Here is a 21,017-nt window from a genome sequence, read left to right on the forward strand (position 1 = left end):
GTGCAATCCAAGGGGGAGGCCGACCGATGGGTGACTACCGCCGTATCGCGGACAGGATCGCCGACGACATCGCCAGCGGGCGGCTGAAGCCCGGCCAGCGCCTGCCGCCGCAGCGGGCCTTCGCCCGGCGCCGGGGAATCGCCTCGTCGACGGCCGGGCGGGTGTACGGCGAACTCGTACGGCGCGGGCTGGTCGTCGGCGAGGTCGGGCGCGGCACCTTCGTACGGGCCGCGCCGGACGGGCCCGCGGGGCGGGCGCTCGCCGAGCCCGGCCCGGGTGACGCCCCGGTCAACCTGGAGCTCAACTACCCGAGCGCGCCCGGCCAGCCGGAGCTCCTCGCCCCCGTCCTCGCGCCGCTGCTGCGTCCCGACGTGCTGGCCGAGGCGCTGCTGCCGGCCGCCGCCACCGGTACCGAGTCCGCCAGGGAGGCCGTGGCCACGCTCCTCGCCACCCCCGGCTGGCGCCCCGCCCCGGACCGGCTGCTGTTCACCGGCAACGCACGGCAGGCCATCGCCGCCGCGCTGGCCTCCCTGGTCCGGCCGGGCGGCCGGGTCGGCGTGGAGCAGCTGACGTATCCGCTGGTCAAGGAGATCGCGGCGCGGCTGGGCATCACCCTGGTGCCGCTGGCCGGTGACGCGGCCGGGCTGCTCCCCGAGGCCGTCGCCGCCGCGCACCGCACGGCGCCGCTGTCCGCCCTGTACGTGCAGCCGACGGTGCACAACCCGACGTCCCTGACGACGAGCCGCTCCCGCCTGCTGCAGCTGGCCCAGTTGGTGCACGACCTGGACCTGCCGGTGGTGGAGGACCGCATCTGGTCCTTCCTGCGAGAGCCGGGTGATCCGCTGGCCGCTCACGCGCCCGCCCTCATCCATGTCGTCGACGGTCTCTCCAAGCGGGTCGCGCCGGGGCTCACCGCCGGTTTCCTCGTCGTGCCCCCGCACCGGGTCGGGGCCGTGGCCCATGCCGTGCGGTCGGGCGGGTGGAGTGCGGGGCGGTTCGCGCTGGAGGCGGCCGTGCGGTGGGCCGGGGAGGGGATCGTGGCGCGGCTGGTGGCGGCCAAGCGGGCGGACGCGGTGCGCAGGCAGCGGATCCTCGCCGAGGAACTCGGGGGCTTCTCCGTACGGTCCGAGCCGGGCGCCTACTTCGCCTGGTGGGAGCTGCCCGCCCCGTGGCGCGCGGACACCTTCACGGGGGCCGCCGCCGCGCACGGCATCGCCGTCACGCCCGGCCCGGCCTTCGCCGTCGCCCCCGGCCACACGCCCGACGCCGTCAGGCTCGGGCTCGGTTCGGTTCCGGAGCCGGTTCTGCGGCGGGCGCTGCGGACGCTCGCGCACGTCGCCGCGAGGCGAGCCGGGGACCGTACCGGCCCGTGAGCCAGGAGCCGAGCGCCACGCTCAGGCCGAAGGCGAGCAGCAGCCAGGACACCGTCGACAGGGTGGCCGTCAGGGCGTCGTAGACCGCGCCGGCGGCCGGGCGGTGGAGCGTGTCGGGCAGGTCGGCGAGGGTGAGGCGGCGGCCGATCGCGACGGCCAGGACGAGCAGTCCGCCGCCCAGGGCCGTGCCGAGGCCGAGCGCGGTGACCGCGCGGCGGCGGCACGCGGCGAGGGCGGTCCCGGCCACGGCGCACACGGCGGCGGCGAGCGGCAGCCAGAAGGCGGCGGTGTCCAGCACGTGGTATCCCCTGCGGAGTCGGTCCGCGTCGTCGGCCGGGAGCACCGGGACCCGGGTGTGCCGGACCGGGATGCGGTGGGCGAACGGCACGTGGTCGGCGGCGAGCCGGTGTTTGACCCGGGCGACGACCGGCGCGACGTCGACGGTGACGGCGGAGGTCCGGGGGGCGTCGTCGCGCAGGGCGCGTAGCACGGCGTCGTGGACGGCTCGGTTCGCCGCGTCCCACCCGGTGTGGAACGCCTCGGTGCGGGTGAAGGAGCGGGCCGCGTCGTGCACGAAGGAGCCGATCGTGCCGCGCGGCAGACCGGTGTCGAACTCGCGCCCGGCCTCCCGCATGATGCCCTCCCCGAGGGCGTCCGCGACCGCGCGCCGCACGTCCGGGTCGGCGGCGAGCGGCGCCATCGTACGGACGTAGCGGCCGGTGTCGGTCAGCCCGTGCGCCGCCCAGGCAGCGAGCGTCGCGAACGGCACGAGCAGGCACGCGAGGGCCAGCAGAACGGCCGACAGGGCGTTCCGTGGTCTCAGGGGCGCCTGCTCCGGCACGCGCGCCCGGTCTCGCTCGGACACCCTTCCAGGCAAGGGCCCACGGCCCCGGCCCGCGACCGGCGTGACTGCATTCGGCCCCGCAGGCCCAGCCGAACGTGTCGTGCAGTGTGCTGGTGCCGGGTCAGTCGAGCCGGGTCAGTCGATACGCCGCCCGGCGGCGTCCTCGTGCGTGTAGTAGCGGTAGAACATCGTCACGAGGACGCCCGCCCCGACCACCACCCCCATTCCGGTGGACTTCAGCACGGACCCGCCGGTCTGGCTGTAGAGGAAGCCGATCGCGCAGCCGGTGAAGGCGAACCAAAGCAGCGCGTGCCCTTCGCGCCGCAGCCGCGGGGCGATCTCCCACACGGCGGCGAACAGCACGGCGAACACGAGCGCGGTGACGAAGCCGAACAGCAGGTTCCAGCCGGTGATGGGCCCGGCGTCACGCCGGTTGGCCGCGGCCCAGTAGCCGTAGACGAGCCCGAGGACGACGGGCACCGCGACCTTCGCCATCGCGTGGGTGCGCGGGCTGAAGACATCGGGTGTACGGCGTCGCCTGGTCACCTTGCGTGAGGCGGGTGCCGCATGAGCCATGAGAGCACTCCTCTCTCCCTGCCCCTGCCTCCCAGGGCACACCGCCGGGACCCCGGTGGCAAGTCGGCGGACGCGACGCGCTGCTCGCCGGCGCCCCCTGCACTGTCGCCGAGGAGGGGGGCGAAGCCCCCGAAGGCGGACGTTTGCGGTGCTGGGGCCCCCCGTTGCAGCCGCAGCGGTTACGGTGCTGACGTACGTGATCGACAGGGGGAGGGACGAGATGCCCGGAACCGTGCTGCTGCTGGCGGCCTCGCCGGTGGGCAAGGGGCGCCTGGTCGACGCCGCGTCCGTGCTTCCCGTCCTGGCCGCCGTACCGCCCGGCGTGCTGGCCGGTACGGACACCGCGAACGTCGTCGAACTCGCCGACCCGCTGGAGCCGCAGGCCGTCCTGACCCGCCTGCGCGCCGCCGCGGCGGCCCCCGGTCCGCTGACCGTGTACGTCACCGGCCAGCTGCAGCTCGACCGCCGCCAGCGCCTGCCCCACCTGGCGCTGGCCCGCACCACCGCGTCCACCGCCCGCTACACCGCCTTCCCCTGGCACTGGTTCCGGGACGAACTGCGCCTCAGGCCGGCCGGCGCGACGACCCTCCTGCTCGACCTGCACGCGGACGCCGAGACCTGGGAGCTGCTGCGCGGCACCCCGCTGGACTCGGGCCGCGGCAACGCCGTGCACGGGCGCATCGCGCCACCGCCGTCCAGACGCACGGTCGCGGCACCGGCGTACATGAAGGCCGTCGCGACGATCCTGCGCAGCGGGTTCCGGCCGCCGCTGGAGCAGCTGCACCAGCAGGCACTGGCCCGGATCGCACCGGAGAGCGCTGGCACGGACCTCGTGCTGAGCACGCCGGGCCCCTCGGCCGGTGACCCGCACGCCGCCATCACCGCCGCCGTCCAGTCCGGCCGCCACGTGGACGCCGACGCGCTCGCCGCCCGGCACGAGCAGGCGGCCGTCACCGCGCACGGGCCGGCTTCCGAGGAGGCCCTGCACTGGGCCGAGGTCCGGGCCGACCTGGCGATGTTCGCCGGGGACCCGGGCCGCAGCTGCCACACCTGGCTGACGGTGGCCACCGTCCGCCTGAACGCCGGTCAGGCGCCGGACGCGCCCGCCGTCGAGGCCGCCGTCGACCGGGCCCACCACCAGTGGGGCCAGATCCGCGACCCCGCCCGCGCCCGCGAACTGGGCGCGGCACTCGCCGAGTTGCGCGGCCGGGTCCCCGGGCGCCGCGAGGGGGCGCTCGACCATGTGCAGCGCCAGCTACGGCAGTTGCAGACCCAGGTCTAGCAGGACACCCGGACACCCCTACACGCGTGCGCCGTGTGCGCCCGGCGGGCGGTGACCCACGCCATCACCACCGAACTCGACGCCCTGTACGGCCCGCCGAAAGGGCCGGGCGATTTTGCCCGGTTGAATATCCTCCCGGTGATGTTCACATTTCCTCCATTGCTTACGTGTTCCCCCGTGGGTAGCGTCGTTTTCGCACTGACCATGCAATTCGAAAAACGGGGAAACGGGGATGGACTTCGTGAGCATACGAAGCAAGGGAATTTCTGCTGTCATCACCTTCGCCATGACCGGCGCGCTGTGTGGTGCCGGGGCGCAGGCGGCACAGGCGGCACAGGCGCAGCCGGAAGTCCGTGCCGGCGCGGACGAGATCTGCGCGGTCCTGGGGATCGGCAGTGGCGCGGCGGGCCTCACCAAGGCGCTGGCCAAGGGCGCTTCGGTGGTGGGGATCGGCGCCAGCGTCGGCTGTTACGCGTACACGAAGGCGAAGGAGGCCACGCCTGCGGAGAGGCGGGCCGCCATGATCGCCTCCTACAAGAAGTACCAGGCCATGAGCGACATCAAGAAGCTCGATGCGCTCGGCTACTACTGCCGCAAGAAGGACAGCGGCGGTGGCGGCGGCACGGATGTCGCCCCCGCCAACCCGACCGTGAAGGCGGGGTACCGCGACATCAGGATGAAGGGCGTGACGTACAAGTGCACGGCTACCGGGGACTGACCGGCCGTCGTGGCCCGGGCTATGGAGAACGCCTGCTGTTCTCCATGGCGCTGGTCGGGGTGAGCCTGTTGTGGATCACGCAGGACATGGCCGCGTGGGCGACGGCGGTCTGTGCGGTCGGCGCCGCCGGTGGAGCGGTCGGGGTGTGTTATTTCGGCTGGCGTTATGTGCGCTCCCGCGAGAATTCCGGTAGCTGAATTCGGTGGGTGAATCGGCTCGCTGTATTGACTCGCCGAATTCACCCACCGAATTGCGTCAGCGCGTGAAGACGAAGTACTTCCACGCTCCGTACGTCGTCGTGTTGACGTTGTCGCCCGACTTCGTGTCGATGTAGGACGAGCGGATGCGGAAACGCGGGCCGACGGGCGGCGTGCCGTCGAGCGTCACCGCGTCCTTGCCGTAGCGGTCCAGGGCGAAGTAGTCCGTGGTCATGGTGCGCCACGCGCCGTCCGAGTACTGCTGGACCCGGAGCTGGTGCTTGCGGCCCGGGTACATCGACATCGTCGTGTTGTGGACCGGGTCCTTGGACTTCCGGAAGTAGAAGTACTTCTGCTTCCAGGCGGTCGCCGACTTGTAGTAGCCGCTCAGGGACGTCGAGATCTTGACCTTGGTGTAGACCGAGTTGGTGACGGTCTTCGGGGCATACCGCGTGTCCCCCGTGAACTTCGCGCTGACCTTCGTGTCACGGGTCAGGTCGACCGTCGCCGACAGGTCGCCGGCCGAGTCGACCTTGCCCTTCTTCACCAGCGTGCTCGGCTTGTCGGAGCCGTACGGGTCGGCCCAGATCTCGACCGTGCGGTTCTTGTACGTCGTGCCGAGGTGCGCCGTGAAGGTGACGTCGCGGCCGTAGCCGTACACCTTGCCGTTGTTGTCCAGCGTCAGCGTGGTCGCCGTCTTCGTCACGGTCGTCGACGCCGAGGCCGTGGCGCCCGCGCGGTCGGCATCGCCCGTGTACGTGACCGTGTACGTCACCTTGCCACCGGCCGGCGGCTTGTCCGTGAAGGAGTACGAGCCGTCGGCGGCGACCGGCGCCGTGCCGAGCGGCTTGCCGGACGGGGACTCGTCGTCGGTGCGGGTGACGGAGACCTTCGTGCCCGCGGGGAACGCCGCCGGCGAGGACAGCGTGCCGGTGAGCGTGAGGGACTTGGCGCGGGTGGCCGTGGCGGGGGCGGTCGCCGTGAGGGTGGTGGACGCCTTGGCGGGGGCGTCGAGGACCCGCAGCGAGTAGACGTTGTTGTTGTTCTGCGAGATCGCGAACAGCTTGCTCTCGTCGGGTGCCCAGGCCAGGCCCGCCGACGCCAGGGTGTCGGCGCCGCTGCTGGTGCCGGTGTTGGGGAAGTCGTACTGCTTCAGCGGCAGCGAGGTGCCCGGCTTGAAGACGTGGACGTCCGGGTCGTACCAGGAGGACGTGCCCGCCGCGACGTCTCCGCTCGGTGCGATGTCCACCGCGTTCGGGTAGGTGTTCGTGACGTACTTGCCGTCCGCGGACAGGTCGGTGAGCTTGTAGACAGGCTGGTAGTACGGGGCGCCGCTGGCCGTGACGACGTCCTTGCCGTCCGGCGTGACCGCCAGGTCCTGGAGGTTGCCGCCGCCCGTGTCGCCCGGGTCGCGTGCGTACGCGGTACGGGTCGCCGTGCCGGAGGAGACGTCGTACACGGCGAGTTCGACCGGGCTCTGGCCCGGCGAGCCCGCGACGAGCGTGCCCGGGGCGCCCGCGGAGGCGTCCAGGATCGGGGCCTCGTAGAAGGTGCGGTCGGTGTCCTGGCCCAGGGTGACGCCCGAGCCGGCGGCGTTCGGGTCGAGCGAGCCGATGTTGCCCTCGCCGCCGTCGCCGTAGCTGAACCACAGCCTGCCGCCCGCCAGGGCCACGTACGCCGGGCCGCCGCCCTGGCCCGTGGACCAGCGGCGGGTCTCGGTGGCCTTCGCCGTGTCGATCGCGACGACCGCGTCCCCGTCGTGCAGGGCCGCGTACAGCGTGCCCGAGTCGGGTGACAGCTCCAGGCCCTGGACGCCGGGCAGCCGGCCGACGGCGGCGACGACCTTGCCCGCGTAGTCGGTGACGACGACCTGGCCGGCCGTCGGATCGCTGATGAAGACGCGCTGGTGGACCCCGTCGACGACGATGTCGCCGGTCGACTTCACGGGCAGGAGCGCGCTGGAGTCGGCCGCCGCCGACCCGGCGCCTGCCGCGACGAGCGTGACCGAGCCTAAGAGGACCGCGAGCGCCGTCGCGGTCGAGAGAGTGCGTCTGTGCACGGTTTTCGAACCCCCCGGTACGAAAGTGATCAGCAGGAAGAAGCGATCAGCCCGTGCAGGCTAGAACACCCCACTGACACACGGGAACCGGATATCAAGGCGTTGGCTTGAAGGGGCAGTTGGGGCGTGATGGCACCGTCGCGTCAGCGGCTGTCCGCGACCGTCCGCGGGCCCTGCTGGGGCTCCTCGGCTCTCGCCGGTCCCGCGTTCGCCGCCAGCAGTAGGGGCGCGACAGCGACGACGGCCGCGGCGAAACCTCTGGCGTACCGCTCGGCGGTGCGTGTGCGTTCGAGCACGGCGACCTCGCAACTGGGGCGGTGGCTATGACAGCAGCGTGTTAAGCACGCTTAACTCTCGGTTTAACCTAGGGGCTGTCCGAGCCGAACGGCAAGAGGGGCAGGGGGAGTTGGCGTGGGGGAGCGTGACGATCCGGGGACCATCGGGCGCCGGGTGCAGCGACTGCGTGTCGAGCAGGGGCTGACCCAGCGGCAGTTGGCGGAACCCGTGTACACCCCCGCCTACATCTCCACCCTGGAGTCGGGCCGGGTGCGGCCCTCCGACGACGCCCTGCGGCACCTCGCCGGAAGGCTCGGCGTCGCCTTCGACGAACTCGCCACCGGCCGTTCGGCCCGGCGCGTGACCGAACTGCGGCTGCGGCTGACCGAGGCCCAGCGCGTCCTCGCCGTCGGTGAGGCCGAGGCGGCGGCGGAGCAGTACGCCGAGCTGCTCGTCGAGGCCGAGACGCAGGGGCTGGCCGGGGAACAGGCCGCCGCACTGCTCGGGCTCGGCGAGTGCGCCCTGGAGACGGGCGAGCTCGTGGCGGGGCGGCAGTACTTCGAGCGGGCCGAGGCCTGTCTCGCCGGCGCGCCGCTGCCCGCCCGGGCCCCGGCCCTGCGCGGGCGGGCCGTCGCGCACTATCTCGCCGGGGAACTCCGGTACGCCGTCTACCTGCTGGAGAGCACCCTCGACGAGCTGAACCGCGGCGGGCTGCACGATCCCGACGCGCTCCTGCTGCTGTACGCCAGCGCCATCGGGCCCTACATGGACATGGGCGCGCACGCCCGCGCCGCCCAGGCCGCCGAGTTCGCCCTGGCGCTCGCCCCGCAGTCCGGCGACCCGGCCCTGGTCGCCCGCATGCACCGGTCGGTCGCCCGCACCCTGGTCGCCGAGGGCCGCCTCGCCGAGGCCGACGCCTCGCTGGCCAAGGCCGCCGAGCTGTACCGGGGCCTGCAGATCCGCACCGAACTCGCCAACTGCCACTGGATGCGCGGCTACGTCTACGCACAGGACGGCCGGCTCGAGCGGGCGGAGAGCGAGTTGCGGGAGGCCCTCGGCATGCTGTCGGCCAAGCGTGCCGCCCTCTACAGCAGCCAGGTCGCCGTCGAGCTGGCCGACGTACTGCACCGGCGCGGCAAGTCCGACGAGGCCGCGTCCCTGCTGCACGGCGTCCTCGACGACCTGTCCTCCGAGCGCGGGGCCGTCCACTCCGCCGCCGCCCACCGCCTCCTCGGCATCATCGCCGAGGACGCCCGCCGCACCGAGGACGCCGAGGAGCACTACGTCCGCGCCCTGAGCCTGCTGGAGCGGGCCGGTGCCGCGGGTGACCTGGCCGACCTGTGCCGGCTGCTGGGCGACCTGCTGCGCCGCACCGGGCGGGTGGAGGCCGCGCTGGACGCCTACCGGACGGGCCTCGGGCACCGTACGGCTCCCGGCACGACGACCCTCGGGCCCGCTCCCGCGCAGCCTCCTGTGTGAGGGCGCAGGGGCTTCGCACGCTCGTGCGGGTTAGCCTCCTCCCGGGACGCGAACGACCGGGGCGGGGCACGTGGAGAACCAACGGACAGTGGCCGACGGCATATGGCTGGGCCTGCGGGCCCTCGTGTCCACCGTCCTCGGCGGCGCCGCGCTGATCGCCATCGTGACGGTCGTGTCGGTGCTCGGGCCGATGCTGGCGCTCGATCTCTACACCCCGCCGGTCGCGGCCTGGTGGACGGTGTTCACCGCGATCACCGTCCAGGGCGTGCCCTTCCTGCTGCTGGGCACGGTCGTGTCGGCGGCGATCGGCGCCTTCGTGCCCCAGCGGGTCTTCCAGCGGCTGTTGCCCCGCCGTACGGCGCTCGCCGTGCCGGTCGCGGGCGCGGCCGGGGTCGTCCTGCCCGGGTGCGAGTGCGCGTCCGTGCCGGTGGCGGGCAGTCTGATGCGGCGGGGTGTCGCCCCGGCGGCGGCCCTCGCCTTCCTGCTGTCCGCGCCCGCGATCAACCCCGTCGTCCTGGTGGCGACCTCCATCGCCTTCCCGGGGCAGCCCGAGATGGTCCTCGGCCGGCTGGTCGCCTCGCTCGGCACGGCCGTGGTGATGGGCTGGCTGTGGGCGCGGTTCGGGCGGGAGGAGTGGCTGCGGCTGCCGAAGCGGGACACCGCGCACGGGCCGGAGGGCGGGCCGCGGGCCTTCGTCTCCGGTCTCCAGCACGACTTCCTGCACGCGGGCGGCTTCCTCGTGCTCGGCGCGGCGGCCGCGGCGACCTTCGCCATCGTCGTACCGAGCTCGCTGCTGGAGGTGTTCACCGGGTCGGCCTGGCTGTCGGTGCTGTTGCTGGCGGTCCTGGCGGTCGTGCTGTGCGTGTGCAGTGAGGCCGACGCGTTCGTGGCGGCGTCGCTGAGCGGCTTCTCGCCCACCGCGCGGCTGGCGTTCATGGTGGTCGGGCCGATGGTCGACCTGAAGCTGATCGCGCTCCAGACCGGCACGTTCGGCCGGTCCTTCGCGCTGCGGTTCTCCTCCGCGACCTGGCTGGTGGCCGTCGCCAGCAGCGTTCTGGTGGGGTGGTGGCTGCTGTGAGGCGTTACGGACCGGCCGTCCTGCTCGCGCTCGTCGGCGCGGCGATCCTGCGGGTGTCGCTCCTCAGCGACCTGTACCTGCGGTACGTGCAGCCCGCGTTGCGGCCGTATCTGGTGGTGTCGGGCGTGGTGCTCGTGCTGCTGGGCGTGGTGGTGGGGGTGCTGGCGCGGACGGCCGATGACGGGGAGGCGCAGGAGGACGACCTCGAGGCCCCCGCCGCGGACACCCACGCCCCCGCCGGGCACACCCACGGCCCCGCCGGCCCCCGCGTCGCCTGGTTCCTCACCCTCCCCGCCCTGGCCTTGCTGCTGTTCCCGCCGCCCGCCCTCGGCTCCTACAGCGCGGAGCGCGAGGCCGGCCGGCGTGCGGAGCGGGGCGTCGGCACCTTCCCGGCGCTGCCGACCGGGAACCCGGTCGACCTCACCCTCGGGGAGTTCGGCTCCCGGGCGGTCTACGACAGCGACCGTTCCCTGGCGGGACGCACGGTCCGGCTCACCGGCTTCGTCACCCGCGACGCCGACGGCACCTGGTACGTCACCCGCCTCCTCGTCTCCTGCTGCGCCGCCGACGCCAGCTCGGCCAGGGCCGAGGTGCGCGGTGCCGACGCCCCGCCCGTCGACACCTGGGTCACCGTCACCGGCACCTGGCACCCGGAGGGCGAGCCGGGCTCGGACGCCGCCTGGCCGCCGGCCCTCGACGCCACCTCCGTACAGCGGGTGCGGCAGCCGGACAACCCGTACGAGAAGCGCTGAGAAGCGCTGAGGCGCAGGCCGGGGCGGCGGTCCGGCGCTCGGGTTTCGCCCCACCCCCTACGGGTAGTCGGGCGACGATTCCGGGAAGGCTCGGTGCATGATCCGGGCGGGCGCCGGGCTCGGGTCCCGTGAGGCACCGGGCACGGCACCGGGTCGGCCGCTGAAGTCGGCTGACCGGGCGGTCGCCGTACGCGACCGGCCGCGCGGCCGTCGTGCCGCGGGTCGTCCCGGGCGGGTGGTTGTGCTCCGGCCCACTTCGCGTCCGCGGCAGGGCGCCTCGGAAGAGCGTCGATGGTGAAGGCCGGTGATGAAGGAGGCGGTGGTCGTGCGGCCCAGGGACGATCCCCGAGGAGTTCCCGGCGGCGACCCCGGTCCGCGTCGCACCGGGGGCGGTGACCTGGACCTGGACGGGATCCGGGCCGCCGACGTGATCGCCAGGGGTGTGCGCGGCGTCGAGCCCTCACAGGTCCCGGGCCGGCTGTGCGAGGTGGCGGTGGAGCTGCTGCCGGTGACCGGCGCGAGCGTGTCGCTGCGCAGCGGGGGCATGCCGGTCCAGCTCAGTGCCAGCAGCGAGCAGGCCGCGCGCTTGGCACAGATGCAGGCGACGCTGGGTGACGGCCCGTGCCAGAGCGTGCTGGAGGAGGGCGGGCCCGTGCTCGCCTGCGATCTGACGACCGGCCGGGACGCGGGCCGCTGGCCGGTCTTCGCCCAGCAGGCGGCGGAGGCCGGGGTACGGGCGGTGTACGCGGTGCCGCTGGGCAGCGACGCGGTGTGCGTGGGCACCCTCGACCTGTACCGCGACAGCCCCGGCGGGCTCACCGACCGCCAGCTGCACGTGGCCCGGCTGGTGGCCGGTGTCATGACGGTGGCCCTGATGGCACTGCCCCGCGAGTCCGAGGCCGAGCCGCGGGACGAGGAGCCCTGGCTGAGCGGGCTGGCCGCGGACCACGACGAGGTCTACCAGGCCGTCGGCATGATCATGGCGCAGCTCGGCGTCGGCGCCGACGACGCGCTGGCGCGGCTGCGCGGGGACGCCTTCGCGCGCGGCTGCACGGCCGTCGACGTGGCCCGCGACGTGATCGCCCACCGCAGGCGTTTCGAGCGGTAGCCCCACTGCTGACCTACCCGCTGACCGGTTCAGATCTGTGCCCGCCCTTGCTTGGTGATCTCGGTCAGGCGCTGCGCCCCGAGTTCCACCGTCTGCTGCGTGACCTCCTCGTACACCTCGTCGAGGCCCGCGTTGGTGAGCGTGATCGCCTCCTCCCCGACGCGTACGGCCGCGAGGTCCATCGTCAGGTACGTCAGCTCCCCGTCCTCCGTCTCCCCGGCCAGGGTGACCCGCAGGGCCTGCCGGGCGTCCCCCACCGGCGGCAGCGGCATGTCGCTGACCTGGACGGTCTGGACGCCGCCGCGCGTGGTCGCCGCCGTGAACTCGCCGCACTTCCCCGGCAGCGACTTCAGCCAGGCCAGGGTGCGGTCGACGTCCGCCGGGCGATGCGCGGTGACCTGGTAGCGCACCTGGGCGTCGGTTTCGGCGTCGTCGAACGCGGCCGTCGCCCGCGGCCCGGCCGGGGTGCCGAAGAGCTCCTCCGTGTAGAGGGCGTCGAGCAGCCGCTGGCAGTCGCCGTCCTCCGTGGTCGCCTTGAGCAGCCCGTCCCGCCACGTCCTGGCACCGCGCGTCGGCCCCCACGGCTCGCCCAGGTCGGCGTCGGTGATCAGCGCCGCCCGGGCCTGGGCCTCGGTGAGTCCGGCCCCGGAGCTCGCGGGCCGCTCGACGGCGGGTGACGCGCCGGTGTCGGTCGGGGAGGCGGAGAACCACCGTGGCCGCGGCTCGTCCTGGACGGAACAGGCGGCCGTGGCCAGCAGGGCGGTCACGGACAGCGCGGAGGCGAGGAGGGCGCGGGCACCTGGGCCACGTCGGCCGGCCGGAGGGTGGGGCATCGGAGGGCCTCCTGCGGGAGTTCATGGAGGTGCCTCCCGGCGGGGCGGGCTCTCCAAGATCGGGTACGTGCTCTTACGGCACCACCGCGACGGGCGGCACACCAGTGCGACGGGCTGTTCGGGTGAGGGAGGAGTACGCGCTGCGGGCCCTGTGAAAAAGCCGTGGCCCCGCGCGCCACGCCCCTGTTACGGTCCCACCCATGAAGCGCGCCCAGCCGTTCCCGTCTCTCACGACGACGCCGGAGAGTGTCCCGGCGCGCTGACAGCTGACGCAGATGTCTTCAAGCCCCGGGGCGAGTGCCCCGGGGCTTTGTCGCGTGGTGCTCGCCTCCGACCCGAGGAGCCCACCATGCACGATCACCGACGGCTCGGCCGTGAACTGAACCTCTTCGACACCGACCCGCTGATGGGCGCGGGGCTGCCGTACTGGCTGCCCGACGGCGCGATCGTGCGGCACACCCTGGAGGAGTACGTCCGCGAGGCGGAACAGCGGGCCGGCTACCGGCACGTGTACTCGCCCGCGCTCGGCAAACGCGAGCTGTACGAGATCTCCGGGCACTGGGACCACTACAGCGAGGACATGTTCCCGCCGATGGACCTCGGCTCCGAACAGGTCCTGCTGCGCCCCAGCCTGTGCCCCCATCACGCGCTGATCTACCGCTCCCGCTCCCACAGCTACCGGGAACTGCCCCTCCGTATGGCCGAGTTGGGCGGCATGTACCGCTCGGAGCTGTCCGGCGTCCTCGGCGGGCTGACCCGGGTGCGGGCCATCACCCTCAACGACGCGCACATCTTCTGCACCCTGGAGCAGGCCGTCGACGAGGCCCGTGCCGCGCTGGAGCTGATCGGCCGGGCCTACGCGGACCTCGGCATCCGCGCGGTCCGTCACCGTCTCTCCCTGCCCGGCGAGGGCGGCAAGTACGTGGCGGACCCGGGCCTGTGGCGGCGGGCCACCGCACTGCTGCGCGAGGTCCTGGACGGCTCCGGCATCCCCTACGAGGCCGCCGAGGGCGAGGCGGCCTTCTACGGCCCGAAGATCGACGTGCAGATCGCCGACCCGGCCAGGCGGGAGTCCACCCTGTCCACCGTCCAGATCGACTTCCACCAGCCCGAACGCTTCGACCTGCACTACATCGGCGCCGACGGGGCCAAGCACCGCCCGGTCATGGTGCACCGCAGCATCATCGGCAGTGTGGAGCGCGCGGTCGCCCACCTCGTCGAGGCCCACGGCGGGGCCTTCCCGCCCTGGCTGGCCCCGGTGCAGCTGGTGGTGCTCCCGGTGGGCGACGAACAGGCGGACCGTGCCTACGAACTCCTGGGCCGCGCCCGGGAACTCGGCCTGCGCGCCGAGGTCTCCGGACCCGGCCAGGGCACCCTGGCCGCCCGCATCCGCGCGGCCCGGCTGGTCCCGTACCAGGCGGTGATCGGCGGGCGGGAGGCCGAAGCGGACCAGGTGGCGCCGCGCCTGCGGGACGGGCGACGGCTGGGGGCCCTGCCCGCCGCCGCGTTCCTGCGGGGTGTCGCGGAGCGGGTGGCGGCGCGCGGCACCGAGCTGTGGGAGGCGGCGTAGGAGCGGGCTTCCCGTAGGCGCAGTCACCGCGGGCCCGTAGGGTCGCTCGTGCGGAACCCCGTGCCAGGACAGTGGAAGGAGCCATCGCCGTGACCGACGGTCAGCGTATTCCGGTGATCATCGACTGCGACACCGGCGTCGACGACGCCCTCGCCCTGCTGTTCGCCGTGCGGCATCCGGGCCTCGACGTGCGGGCGATCACCTGCGTGGCCGGGAACACGGACGTGGACGGCGTGGTCCGCAACACCCTGACCGTGCTGGAGGTGGCCGGTGCCGGTGACATTCCCGTGGCCCGGGGCGCCGAGCGCCCGCTGATCGAACCCGTGCGGACGGCACGGCATGTGCACGGGCAGGACGGGATGGGGGACCTGGGGCTGCCCGCGCCGACCCGTGTGCCGGTGGACGTGGACGCGGTGACGCTGCTGCGGCGCGAGATCCTCGCCTCGCCGAGGCCGGTCACGCTGATCCCCATGGCGCCCCTGACGAACATCGCGCTGCTGCTGCGGACGCACCCCGAGGTGACCCGCAACATCGAGCGGATCGTGTTCATGGGCGGTGCGGTGGCGACCGGGAACGCCACGCCGGTCGCGGAGTTCAACGTGTGGCACGACCCGGAGGCGGCGGCGGTGCTGCTCACGGCCGGGGTGCCGATCACGATGTACGGGCTGGACGTGTTCAAGAAGGTCCTGGTCCCGGCGGGCGATGTGCAGCGCCTGCGCGCGGGCACGGATCCCAGCCTCCGCCTGGCCGGTGAACTCCTCGCCCACCGGGACCCGGCCACCTCCGGGGACCCCACCCCGACGGGCGGTCTCGGCGACGCGGGCGCGGTGTGCGCGGTGGTCGACCCGGGCGGCCTGACCACCGAGCGGCTGCCCGTCGAGGTCGCCCTCGCCCCGGGGCCCACCCGCGGCCAGACGATCGTCGACCGCCGTCCGGTCCCCGGCGAGTCCGAGATCCACGAGGGAAGCCGCGCCCAGCCCCTGGTGGACGTGGCGCTGGGCGTCGACGTGGAGCGGTACGTGAAGCTGTGGCTGACGACGGTGGAAGGGTCCTAGCACCGGTCCTGGCACCGGTCCTGGCACCGGTCCTGGCACCGGGCCTGGCACCGGCACAGCAAAAGGGCCCGGGACTGTCGAAGTCCCGGGCCCTTCACGGTGTCAGGAACGCGCGCGCTTCCTGCGGGTCACGATCACCATGGCCGCGCCGCCCGCGAGGAGGACGCCCGCGCCGATGGCGATGGGGCCCGTGCTGCTGTTGGCGCCGGTCTCCGCGAGGTCGCCGCCGCCACCGTTCGGCTTGGGGGCCGGGGGCGTCGTCGACTCGGACGGGGTGGGGGTGTCCGAGGCCGGGGGCGACGAGGGCTCGGACGGCTCCGACGGCTCCGACGGCGCCGGGGGCGTCGTCTCCTCGGCCGGCTCCGAGGGGCTCGCGGGCGGGGTGGACGGGGGCTGCGACTCCGCCGGCGGAGGCGTGAGCGTGCACTCCTTCGTGCCGCCGTTCCAGGCCGCGATCAGGTTCTCCTTGATGACCGGGCGGTCGGGACCCTTGGGCAGCTCGCCGTGCTCGAAGCCGTCCTTCGCGTCGAGCTCGCCGTCGAACTTCTTCGCGCCCCGGTAGAGGTCGATCTGCCCGAAGCAGTCCTTGTCGGGGATGGCGATGTCGAGCGAGTCGGTGCCGCCCGGCTTGACCGTCACCGTGTCGAAGTCGACGAACACCTGCTCGCCGGAGGTCTTGAAGGTCGCGCCGTGCGCGAGGTAGGAGGCCAGGGAGGCCGTGCACGTCGTCGCGTCGCCGGCCGTGCGGACCTTGATGTGGACCTTTCCGTCCTCGGTCGGCTTCAGGTTCTGGTCGTCGACCTTCACCGAGTCGAAGAAGTTCGAGCCGTCGAGCGAGAACTGGCAGCGGTCGGTGCCGGTCTCCGTGCCCGCGCCGGTCCCGGGCTTGTAGGTGCCGCCGGACGACCAGCCGTCACCACCGGGGGTACCGGTGGCGAACGCGGTGGTGGCGGAGGCCGCGCAGAGGGCGAGGGCCGCGGCGCCCGTCCCCAGCAGGCGGCGTGCGGTGACACGTCTCGCTATGGACATGGGTATCCCGTTTCTTGGCGTGTGCCGGAACCCGGGTGGCGGCGTGCGGGCAGCGCGAGGCGCACGGCTGCCGGGGCCGCACCGGGGGGTGAGTGGTCGAAGAAACACTGGGCTCATTGGTCACATGCGCCTCAGTGCGACCCCATCGTGGCCGTGCCGCAGCAAGCTGTCAACCTGCGGGTATGCCAAGGAAGTTGCTCCACCATCACACTTTCATCACAGCAGGAATGGATCACTCCGATCAACGCGATGGTTCCTTTTTCCGGCATTCTGGACAGATTCAATGCTGTCGATGCTGTCGTCCGTATGCCGTGCGAAGGAGACCGCGTGACCGATCGCTCCACCCTCGACCTGTCGTCCCGGGACCCCGACTGGTGGCGCCAGGCCGTCGTCTACCAGGTCTATCCCCGCAGCTTCGCCGACGCCGACGGTGACGGCCTCGGCGACCTGCGCGGCATCACCCGCCGCCTCATCCACCTCGCCGCCTTGGGCGTGGACGCCCTGTGGCTGAGCCCGTTCTACCCGTCCGAGCTGGCCGACGGCGGCTACGACGTCGCCGACCCCCGGGACGTCGACCCGCGCCTGGGCACCCTCGACGACTTCGACGCCCTGGTCGCCGAGGCCCACCGGCTCGGTCTGAAGGTCATCGTCGACCTCGTGCCCAACCACTCCTCGCACCAGCACGTCTGGTTCCAGGAGGCGCTGCGCTCCGGGCCCGGCTCGGCGGCCCGCGACCGGTACGTCTTCCGCGACGGCCGCGGCGAGCACGGCGAACTCCCGCCCACCGACTGGCAGTCCGTCTTCGGCGGCAGCGCCTGGAAGCGGGTGCCCGACGGCCAGTGGTACCTGCACCTGTTCGCCCCCGAGCAGCCCGACCTGAACTGGGAGAACCAGGAGGTCCGCGCCGACCACCGCACCACCCTGCGCTTCTGGTCCGACCGCGGGGTCGACGGCTTCCGCGTCGACGTCGCCCACGCCCTCGTCAAGGACCTGAGCGAGCCGCTGCGCGACCTCGGCGCGCCCGAGCTGAGCCGCGAGGACGCCCTTACGACGATGCCGCCCGGCACACACCCGTTCTACGACCGCGACGACGTGCACGAGATCTACCGCGACTGGCGCAAGATCCTGGACGCCTACCGCCCGCCCCGTATGGCCATCGCCGAGGCGTGGGTGCCCGGCGCCCGGCGCGCGCTGTACGCCCGCCCGGACGAGCTCGGCCAGGCCTTCAACTTCGAGTACCTGGAGGCCGGCTGGGACGCGGACGAGCTGCGGCAGATCATCACCGACTCGCTCGCCACCGCCCACGCGGCCGGTGCCTCGGCCACCTGGGTCCTGTCCAACCACGACGTGATCCGCCACGCCTCCCGCCTGATGCTGCCGCCCGGCACCGACCTCAACGCCTGGCTGCTCTCCGGCGGCCACGCCCCGGCCGTCGACGAGGCGGCCGGGCTGCGCCGGGCCCGGGCGGCCACCCTGCTGATGCTGGCGCTGCCCGGCTCGGCGTACGTCTACCAGGGCGAGGAACTCGGCCTGCCCGAGGTCGCCGACCTGCCCACCGAGGTGCTCCAGGACCCGATCTGGGAGCAGACGGGCCACGTCCGCAAGGGCCGCGACGGCTGCCGGGTGCCGCTGCCGTGGACGACGACCGGACCGTCGTACGGCTTCGGGCCGGGCGGCGCCTGGCTGCCGCAGCCGCCCGGCTTCGCCGCCTACGCCGTCGAGGCGCAGGACGGCGTAGAGGGCTCGACCCTGGAGCTGTACCGCACGGCCCTGAAGCTGCGCCGCAAACTGCTCGACGGGGAGGAGCTGACCTGGGCGGAGGACACCCCGGACGGCGTCCTGCAGTTCGACCGCAGCGAGGGGTGGCGCTGCGTGACGAACCTGTCCGGCACGGCGGTCCCGCTGCCGGCGGGCGAGGTGCTGCTGACCAGCTCCCCACTGGAGGACGGCCGGCTCGGACCGGACACGACCGTGTGGCTCGGGCGTTGAGGGGCGTCCTCGGGCGTTGAGGGTCGTTCCTCGGGCGTTGAGGGTCTGTCCGCGCCCCGGCCCCGGGGCGAGCCCCCGGGGCCGTACCACCCGCACGGCCCAGCACCATGCGCCACCTGCGGGAACGCCCCGCGAGAATCGCTGGCAGAGTGCCGTCGACGTCCGCACAGGGAGCCCCGCCCGCCATGTACAGGTCCAGGAAGACAGCAGCCGTGGCGGGGGCCGTCGTCGCCGGGGTGCTCGCGTGCCCCGGCCCGTCGGCGGCGGCCCGGGACGGTGAGCTGTGGGGCGCCGCGACCATCGCGCCCGGCCGCGAGGGCATCCTCGACGTCGCGAGTGCCCAGGGAGCGGCGCCGGGCGCCACGCTGACGCTGACGGCGCCCCGGGGCACCCGTGTGACGGCCACGCCGCTCGACGCGCCCGGCACCCTGGGACGGGTCGCCGCCGACGGCCGCAGCGCGGTCTACACGGTCAGTGGCGAGGCGGCCGCGCCGTCGTGGCAGGGCCGGACGTTCCCCTTCGTGCTCGCGGTCCCCGCGGACGCCGTGCCCGGCACGCGGCTGCGCGACTGCGTCCTGCGGATCACCGACGCGGCCGGAGTGCGGCGGGCGGCAGGCCGGTGTGCCGTGACGGTGGGCCTGGCCGGGCCGACGCTGACCCGCCCGCTGTCCGGCGTGGCGCTGGACGTCCGGCCGCAGATCGCCGGTACGGCCCATCCGGGCGCCCGCGTCACCGTCCGCGACAAGGACGACCGGGAGGCCTGCGCGACCACCGCCGCCCCCGACGGCACGTGGGCCTGCACGCCCGGGGCGCTCCCGGCGGGCGCCAACCGGCTCCAGGCGGTCGCCACGCTGAACGGCGTGAGTGCGATGAGCGAGCAGATCGACATCTCGGTGGCGGACGCCGGCGCCGGTCAGTAGCGCACGGCCCGGGCCACCTCGGCCCGGACCTCGCCGGACAGGTCGTGGGTGCCGCGGGCGGTGGCCGTGGCGGAGTCGCCCGCCTGCACGTGCTCCACCGTGACGATGACGGTGTCCACCAGACGCCCCCCGGCGTCGGTGAAATCGACCTGGACGGCGAAGGACCGTTCCGAGTCGTCGGTGTTGGTGACGGTGACCTCGGCCCGGGCCCGGCCGTCGGAGCCGACGGCGGCCCGGCCGGCCTTCACATCGCCCTTGACGTCGATGCCGCCCCGGATGTCGTCCAGCCGGCGTCCGGCCTCAGCCGTGGCCGACTCCACCGCCTCGGAGGCCTGTGAGGCGAACGACTCGACCGCCGACTCCGCCCTGCGGGCGGCGTCCCCGGGGCTGTCGCCGCCGCAGCCGGTGAGCACGGCGGCCAGGGCGAGCGGCAGCACCGCCCCGCCCGTCGCCGTCGCCAGGCGTCTCATGGCCTCAGGTGTGGCCGAGGCCGCCGCCGCCGAAGGAGCCGCTGGATCCGGGCAGCCAGCGGCGGGGCTTCTGGTCCTTGCCCGTCCTGGTGCTCGCGTGGTGCAGCTCATGGGGCAGGAGCCGCTCGCCGTCGCGCGTCACGACCGGCATCTCGTCGGGCTCCCGCATCTCCCGCGTCTCGCGGACCGGCCCGCCGTCCGGCAGGTGCGGCTGCTCCTCGGGGCCGGGGTGGTGGGTGTCCTTGTCCATGACGCGCATCCCGACCAGCACCGCCCAGATCAGCGCCAGGGCGATGATCGCCCCGCCGACGAAGGCGATGGTCACGGCGACCGCGTGATCTGACGAAGCCGCCAGCACTTCATACGTTGCCGTAGTCATGCTCCGATTATCGCCGACGTAATGCGATAAAGCGCCCGCAATGTCCACAGCTGGGCATCTGCCCCGGTGGCGCGGGCAACCTTCCCGGGGCCTGCGACGACCTGCCGGTGATACCCCGTCCCCCCACACGAGGGAGATCACCATGCGCAGACACCTCGCACGGCTGCTCACCGTGCTCGCCGTGCTGGCGGCGGCGCTCGCCACCCCCGGCATGGCGAGCGGCAAGGCGCAGGCCGCCGACGAGTGGAACCCGCCCGCCCACCTCGCCCAGCCCCTGAACGAGGTGTGGAACCACGTCGAGTCGACCTACGGGAACCTGTACGGCTTCCGCAACTACGGCTGGGACCAGGTCATGGCCAACCGCGGCAGCGTCAACTACTGCGTCCGCTGGGAGTCCGACGCCCCCGTCAGCGCCGCCCTGCGCGACCGGATCCACGCGGCGCTGAAGAAGCAGTTCGGCAAGTGGATGACGGCCATGACCGAGAACGGCAAGGGCCACAACGCCTGGCCGTACACCAACGTCTCCGTCAACATCGTCGGCTGGGCGGTGAAGAACCGCTCCACCCTCCAGTGGACCGACAACTCCGTCGACATCTACACGGGCGTCCTCGACAGCGGCGGCGCCCCGCAGTGCGCCCCGGACTGCGGCCGCTTCTTCCACCAGGACGGCGACTACTCGAAGTGCCCGGGCGGCGCCGCCCGCCACTACGACCAGTCACTGTGGCTGACCAAGGGCTTCGGCGGCGGCGCGGGCGGTGACTGGGGCCAGCGCATGGGCCAGGAGTACTTCACCGGCGCCTTGAACCAGGAGAACATCCACATCTACCTGCACGAGGTCGGCCACACCTTCGGCCTCGACGACTTCTACGACTGGTCGCCGACCGGCCAGTGCTGCTTCCTGATGAAGGCGGGCAGCGCCACGCAGATCACCGAGTTCGACCAGTGGATGCTGCGTGACTTCTGGCGCCATCTGAAGAGCCGCTACGGCCTCTGAGCCGTGCCGGGCGGTGCGGGCGGCCCCCGCTCCCGT

General features: G+C 73.4%; 20 protein-coding genes. 12 read left to right on the forward strand and 8 right to left on the reverse strand.

What is annotated here, in order from left to right; genetic code table 11:
- The first annotated feature begins 26 nt into the window (after window positions 1–26).
- Complete coding sequence (locus ACZ3I3_RS00780) at window positions 27–1,373, forward strand: aminotransferase-like domain-containing protein (RefSeq protein ID WP_467361432.1); 1,347 nt, start codon at window positions 27–29, stop codon at window positions 1,371–1,373.
- Here ACZ3I3_RS00780 and ACZ3I3_RS00785 read toward each other — a convergent pair.
- Both ACZ3I3_RS00785 and ACZ3I3_RS00790 read right to left on the reverse strand, forming a co-directional pair.
- A complete protein-coding gene (locus tag ACZ3I3_RS00785; protein ID WP_467361433.1) occupies window positions 1,270–2,238 on the reverse strand; it encodes a hypothetical protein in 969 nt (322 codons plus the stop codon). The genes ACZ3I3_RS00780 and ACZ3I3_RS00785 overlap by 104 nt on opposite strands.
- A gap of 114 nt (window positions 2,239–2,352) precedes the next feature.
- A complete protein-coding gene (locus ACZ3I3_RS00790; RefSeq protein ID WP_467361435.1) occupies window positions 2,353–2,793 on the reverse strand; it encodes a hypothetical protein in 441 nt (146 codons plus the stop codon).
- A 220-nt stretch (window positions 2,794–3,013) separates the two neighbouring features.
- Here ACZ3I3_RS00790 and ACZ3I3_RS00795 point away from each other — a divergent pair, with 220 nt between their 5' ends.
- Complete coding sequence (locus tag ACZ3I3_RS00795) at window positions 3,014–4,075, forward strand: serine/threonine-protein kinase (RefSeq protein WP_467361436.1); 1,062 nt, start codon at window positions 3,014–3,016, stop codon at window positions 4,073–4,075.
- Window positions 4,076–4,307: 232 nt separating this feature from the next.
- Window positions 4,308–4,793 (forward strand): hypothetical protein, encoded by a 486-nt coding sequence (locus tag ACZ3I3_RS00800; protein ID WP_467361438.1) that lies wholly within the window; start codon window positions 4,308–4,310, stop codon window positions 4,791–4,793.
- Window positions 4,794–5,048: 255 nt separating this feature from the next.
- On the opposite strand, the gene ACZ3I3_RS00805 is transcribed toward ACZ3I3_RS00800, so the two are convergent.
- Together ACZ3I3_RS00805 and ACZ3I3_RS00810 are read right to left on the reverse strand one after the other, a co-directional pair.
- Window positions 5,049–7,049, reverse strand: a complete 2,001-nt coding sequence (locus tag ACZ3I3_RS00805) for an Ig-like domain repeat protein (RefSeq protein ID WP_467361439.1) — start codon at window positions 7,047–7,049, stop codon at window positions 5,049–5,051.
- A gap of 143 nt (window positions 7,050–7,192) precedes the next feature.
- Window positions 7,193–7,345 carry a hypothetical protein gene (locus ACZ3I3_RS00810; protein WP_467361441.1) on the reverse strand — a complete coding sequence of 51 codons (153 nt, stop codon included), beginning with the start codon at window positions 7,343–7,345 and terminating at the stop codon, window positions 7,193–7,195.
- 115 nt (window positions 7,346–7,460) lie between these two features.
- Between ACZ3I3_RS00810 and ACZ3I3_RS00815 the strand changes: the two genes are divergently transcribed.
- From ACZ3I3_RS00815 to ACZ3I3_RS00830, 4 genes are all read left to right on the forward strand, one after another.
- Complete coding sequence (locus tag ACZ3I3_RS00815; RefSeq protein WP_467361443.1) at window positions 7,461–8,804, forward strand: helix-turn-helix domain-containing protein; 1,344 nt, start codon at window positions 7,461–7,463, stop codon at window positions 8,802–8,804.
- 88 nt (window positions 8,805–8,892) lie between these two features.
- Window positions 8,893–9,882 (forward strand): permease, encoded by a 990-nt coding sequence (locus ACZ3I3_RS00820; RefSeq protein WP_467361445.1) that lies wholly within the window; start codon window positions 8,893–8,895, stop codon window positions 9,880–9,882.
- On the forward strand, window positions 9,879–10,634 hold the full coding sequence (locus ACZ3I3_RS00825; protein ID WP_467361965.1) for a TIGR03943 family putative permease subunit: 756 nt from the start codon (window positions 9,879–9,881) through the stop codon (window positions 10,632–10,634). Before ACZ3I3_RS00820 ends, ACZ3I3_RS00825 begins: the two co-directional genes overlap by 4 nt.
- A gap of 307 nt (window positions 10,635–10,941) precedes the next feature.
- Window positions 10,942–11,742, forward strand: coding sequence for a GAF and ANTAR domain-containing protein (locus ACZ3I3_RS00830; protein WP_467361447.1), 801 nt, complete (start codon window positions 10,942–10,944; stop codon window positions 11,740–11,742).
- Window positions 11,743–11,771: 29 nt separating this feature from the next.
- Here ACZ3I3_RS00830 and ACZ3I3_RS00835 read toward each other — a convergent pair whose 3' ends face one another.
- Window positions 11,772–12,575, reverse strand: a complete 804-nt coding sequence (locus tag ACZ3I3_RS00835; RefSeq protein WP_467361449.1) for a hypothetical protein — start codon at window positions 12,573–12,575, stop codon at window positions 11,772–11,774.
- Window positions 12,576–12,885: 310 nt separating this feature from the next.
- Between ACZ3I3_RS00835 and thrS the strand changes: the two genes are divergently transcribed.
- Entirely contained in the window at window positions 12,886–14,145 is a 1,260-nt protein-coding gene (gene thrS, locus ACZ3I3_RS00840) for a threonine--tRNA ligase (RefSeq protein WP_467361450.1), read from the forward strand.
- 89 nt (window positions 14,146–14,234) lie between these two features.
- Window positions 14,235–15,200, forward strand: coding sequence for a nucleoside hydrolase (locus ACZ3I3_RS00845; protein ID WP_467361452.1), 966 nt, complete (start codon window positions 14,235–14,237; stop codon window positions 15,198–15,200).
- Between the two features lie 102 nt (window positions 15,201–15,302).
- Here the strand turns inward: ACZ3I3_RS00845 and ACZ3I3_RS00850 are convergent, their stop codons facing one another.
- The gene (locus ACZ3I3_RS00850) at window positions 15,303–16,229 is read right to left on the reverse strand and encodes an LAETG motif-containing sortase-dependent surface protein (RefSeq protein WP_467361453.1); all 927 of its coding nucleotides are present in this window, start codon (window positions 16,227–16,229) and stop codon (window positions 15,303–15,305) included.
- A 306-nt stretch (window positions 16,230–16,535) separates the two neighbouring features.
- On the opposite strand from ACZ3I3_RS00850, the gene ACZ3I3_RS00855 reads away from it, so the two are divergent.
- The gene (locus ACZ3I3_RS00855) at window positions 16,536–18,218 is read left to right on the forward strand and encodes a glycoside hydrolase family 13 protein (RefSeq protein ID WP_467361455.1); all 1,683 of its coding nucleotides are present in this window, start codon (window positions 16,536–16,538) and stop codon (window positions 18,216–18,218) included.
- Between the two features lie 185 nt (window positions 18,219–18,403).
- Window positions 18,404–19,138, forward strand: coding sequence for an Ig-like domain-containing protein (locus ACZ3I3_RS00860; RefSeq protein WP_467361457.1), 735 nt, complete (start codon window positions 18,404–18,406; stop codon window positions 19,136–19,138).
- Here ACZ3I3_RS00860 and ACZ3I3_RS00865 read toward each other — a convergent pair.
- A complete protein-coding gene (locus ACZ3I3_RS00865) occupies window positions 19,132–19,608 on the reverse strand; it encodes a hypothetical protein (protein ID WP_467361458.1) in 477 nt (158 codons plus the stop codon). The genes ACZ3I3_RS00860 and ACZ3I3_RS00865 overlap by 7 nt on opposite strands.
- A gap of 4 nt (window positions 19,609–19,612) precedes the next feature.
- Window positions 19,613–19,987, reverse strand: coding sequence for a DUF6479 family protein (locus ACZ3I3_RS00870; protein ID WP_467361459.1), 375 nt, complete (start codon window positions 19,985–19,987; stop codon window positions 19,613–19,615).
- 142 nt (window positions 19,988–20,129) lie between these two features.
- On the opposite strand from ACZ3I3_RS00870, the gene ACZ3I3_RS00875 reads away from it, so the two are divergent.
- Entirely contained in the window at window positions 20,130–20,981 is an 852-nt protein-coding gene (locus ACZ3I3_RS00875; protein WP_467361460.1) for a hypothetical protein, read from the forward strand.
- Window positions 20,982–21,017: the final 36 nt, after the last annotated feature.

It is taken from the genome of Streptomyces sp. NPDC016851 (assembly GCF_055562795.1).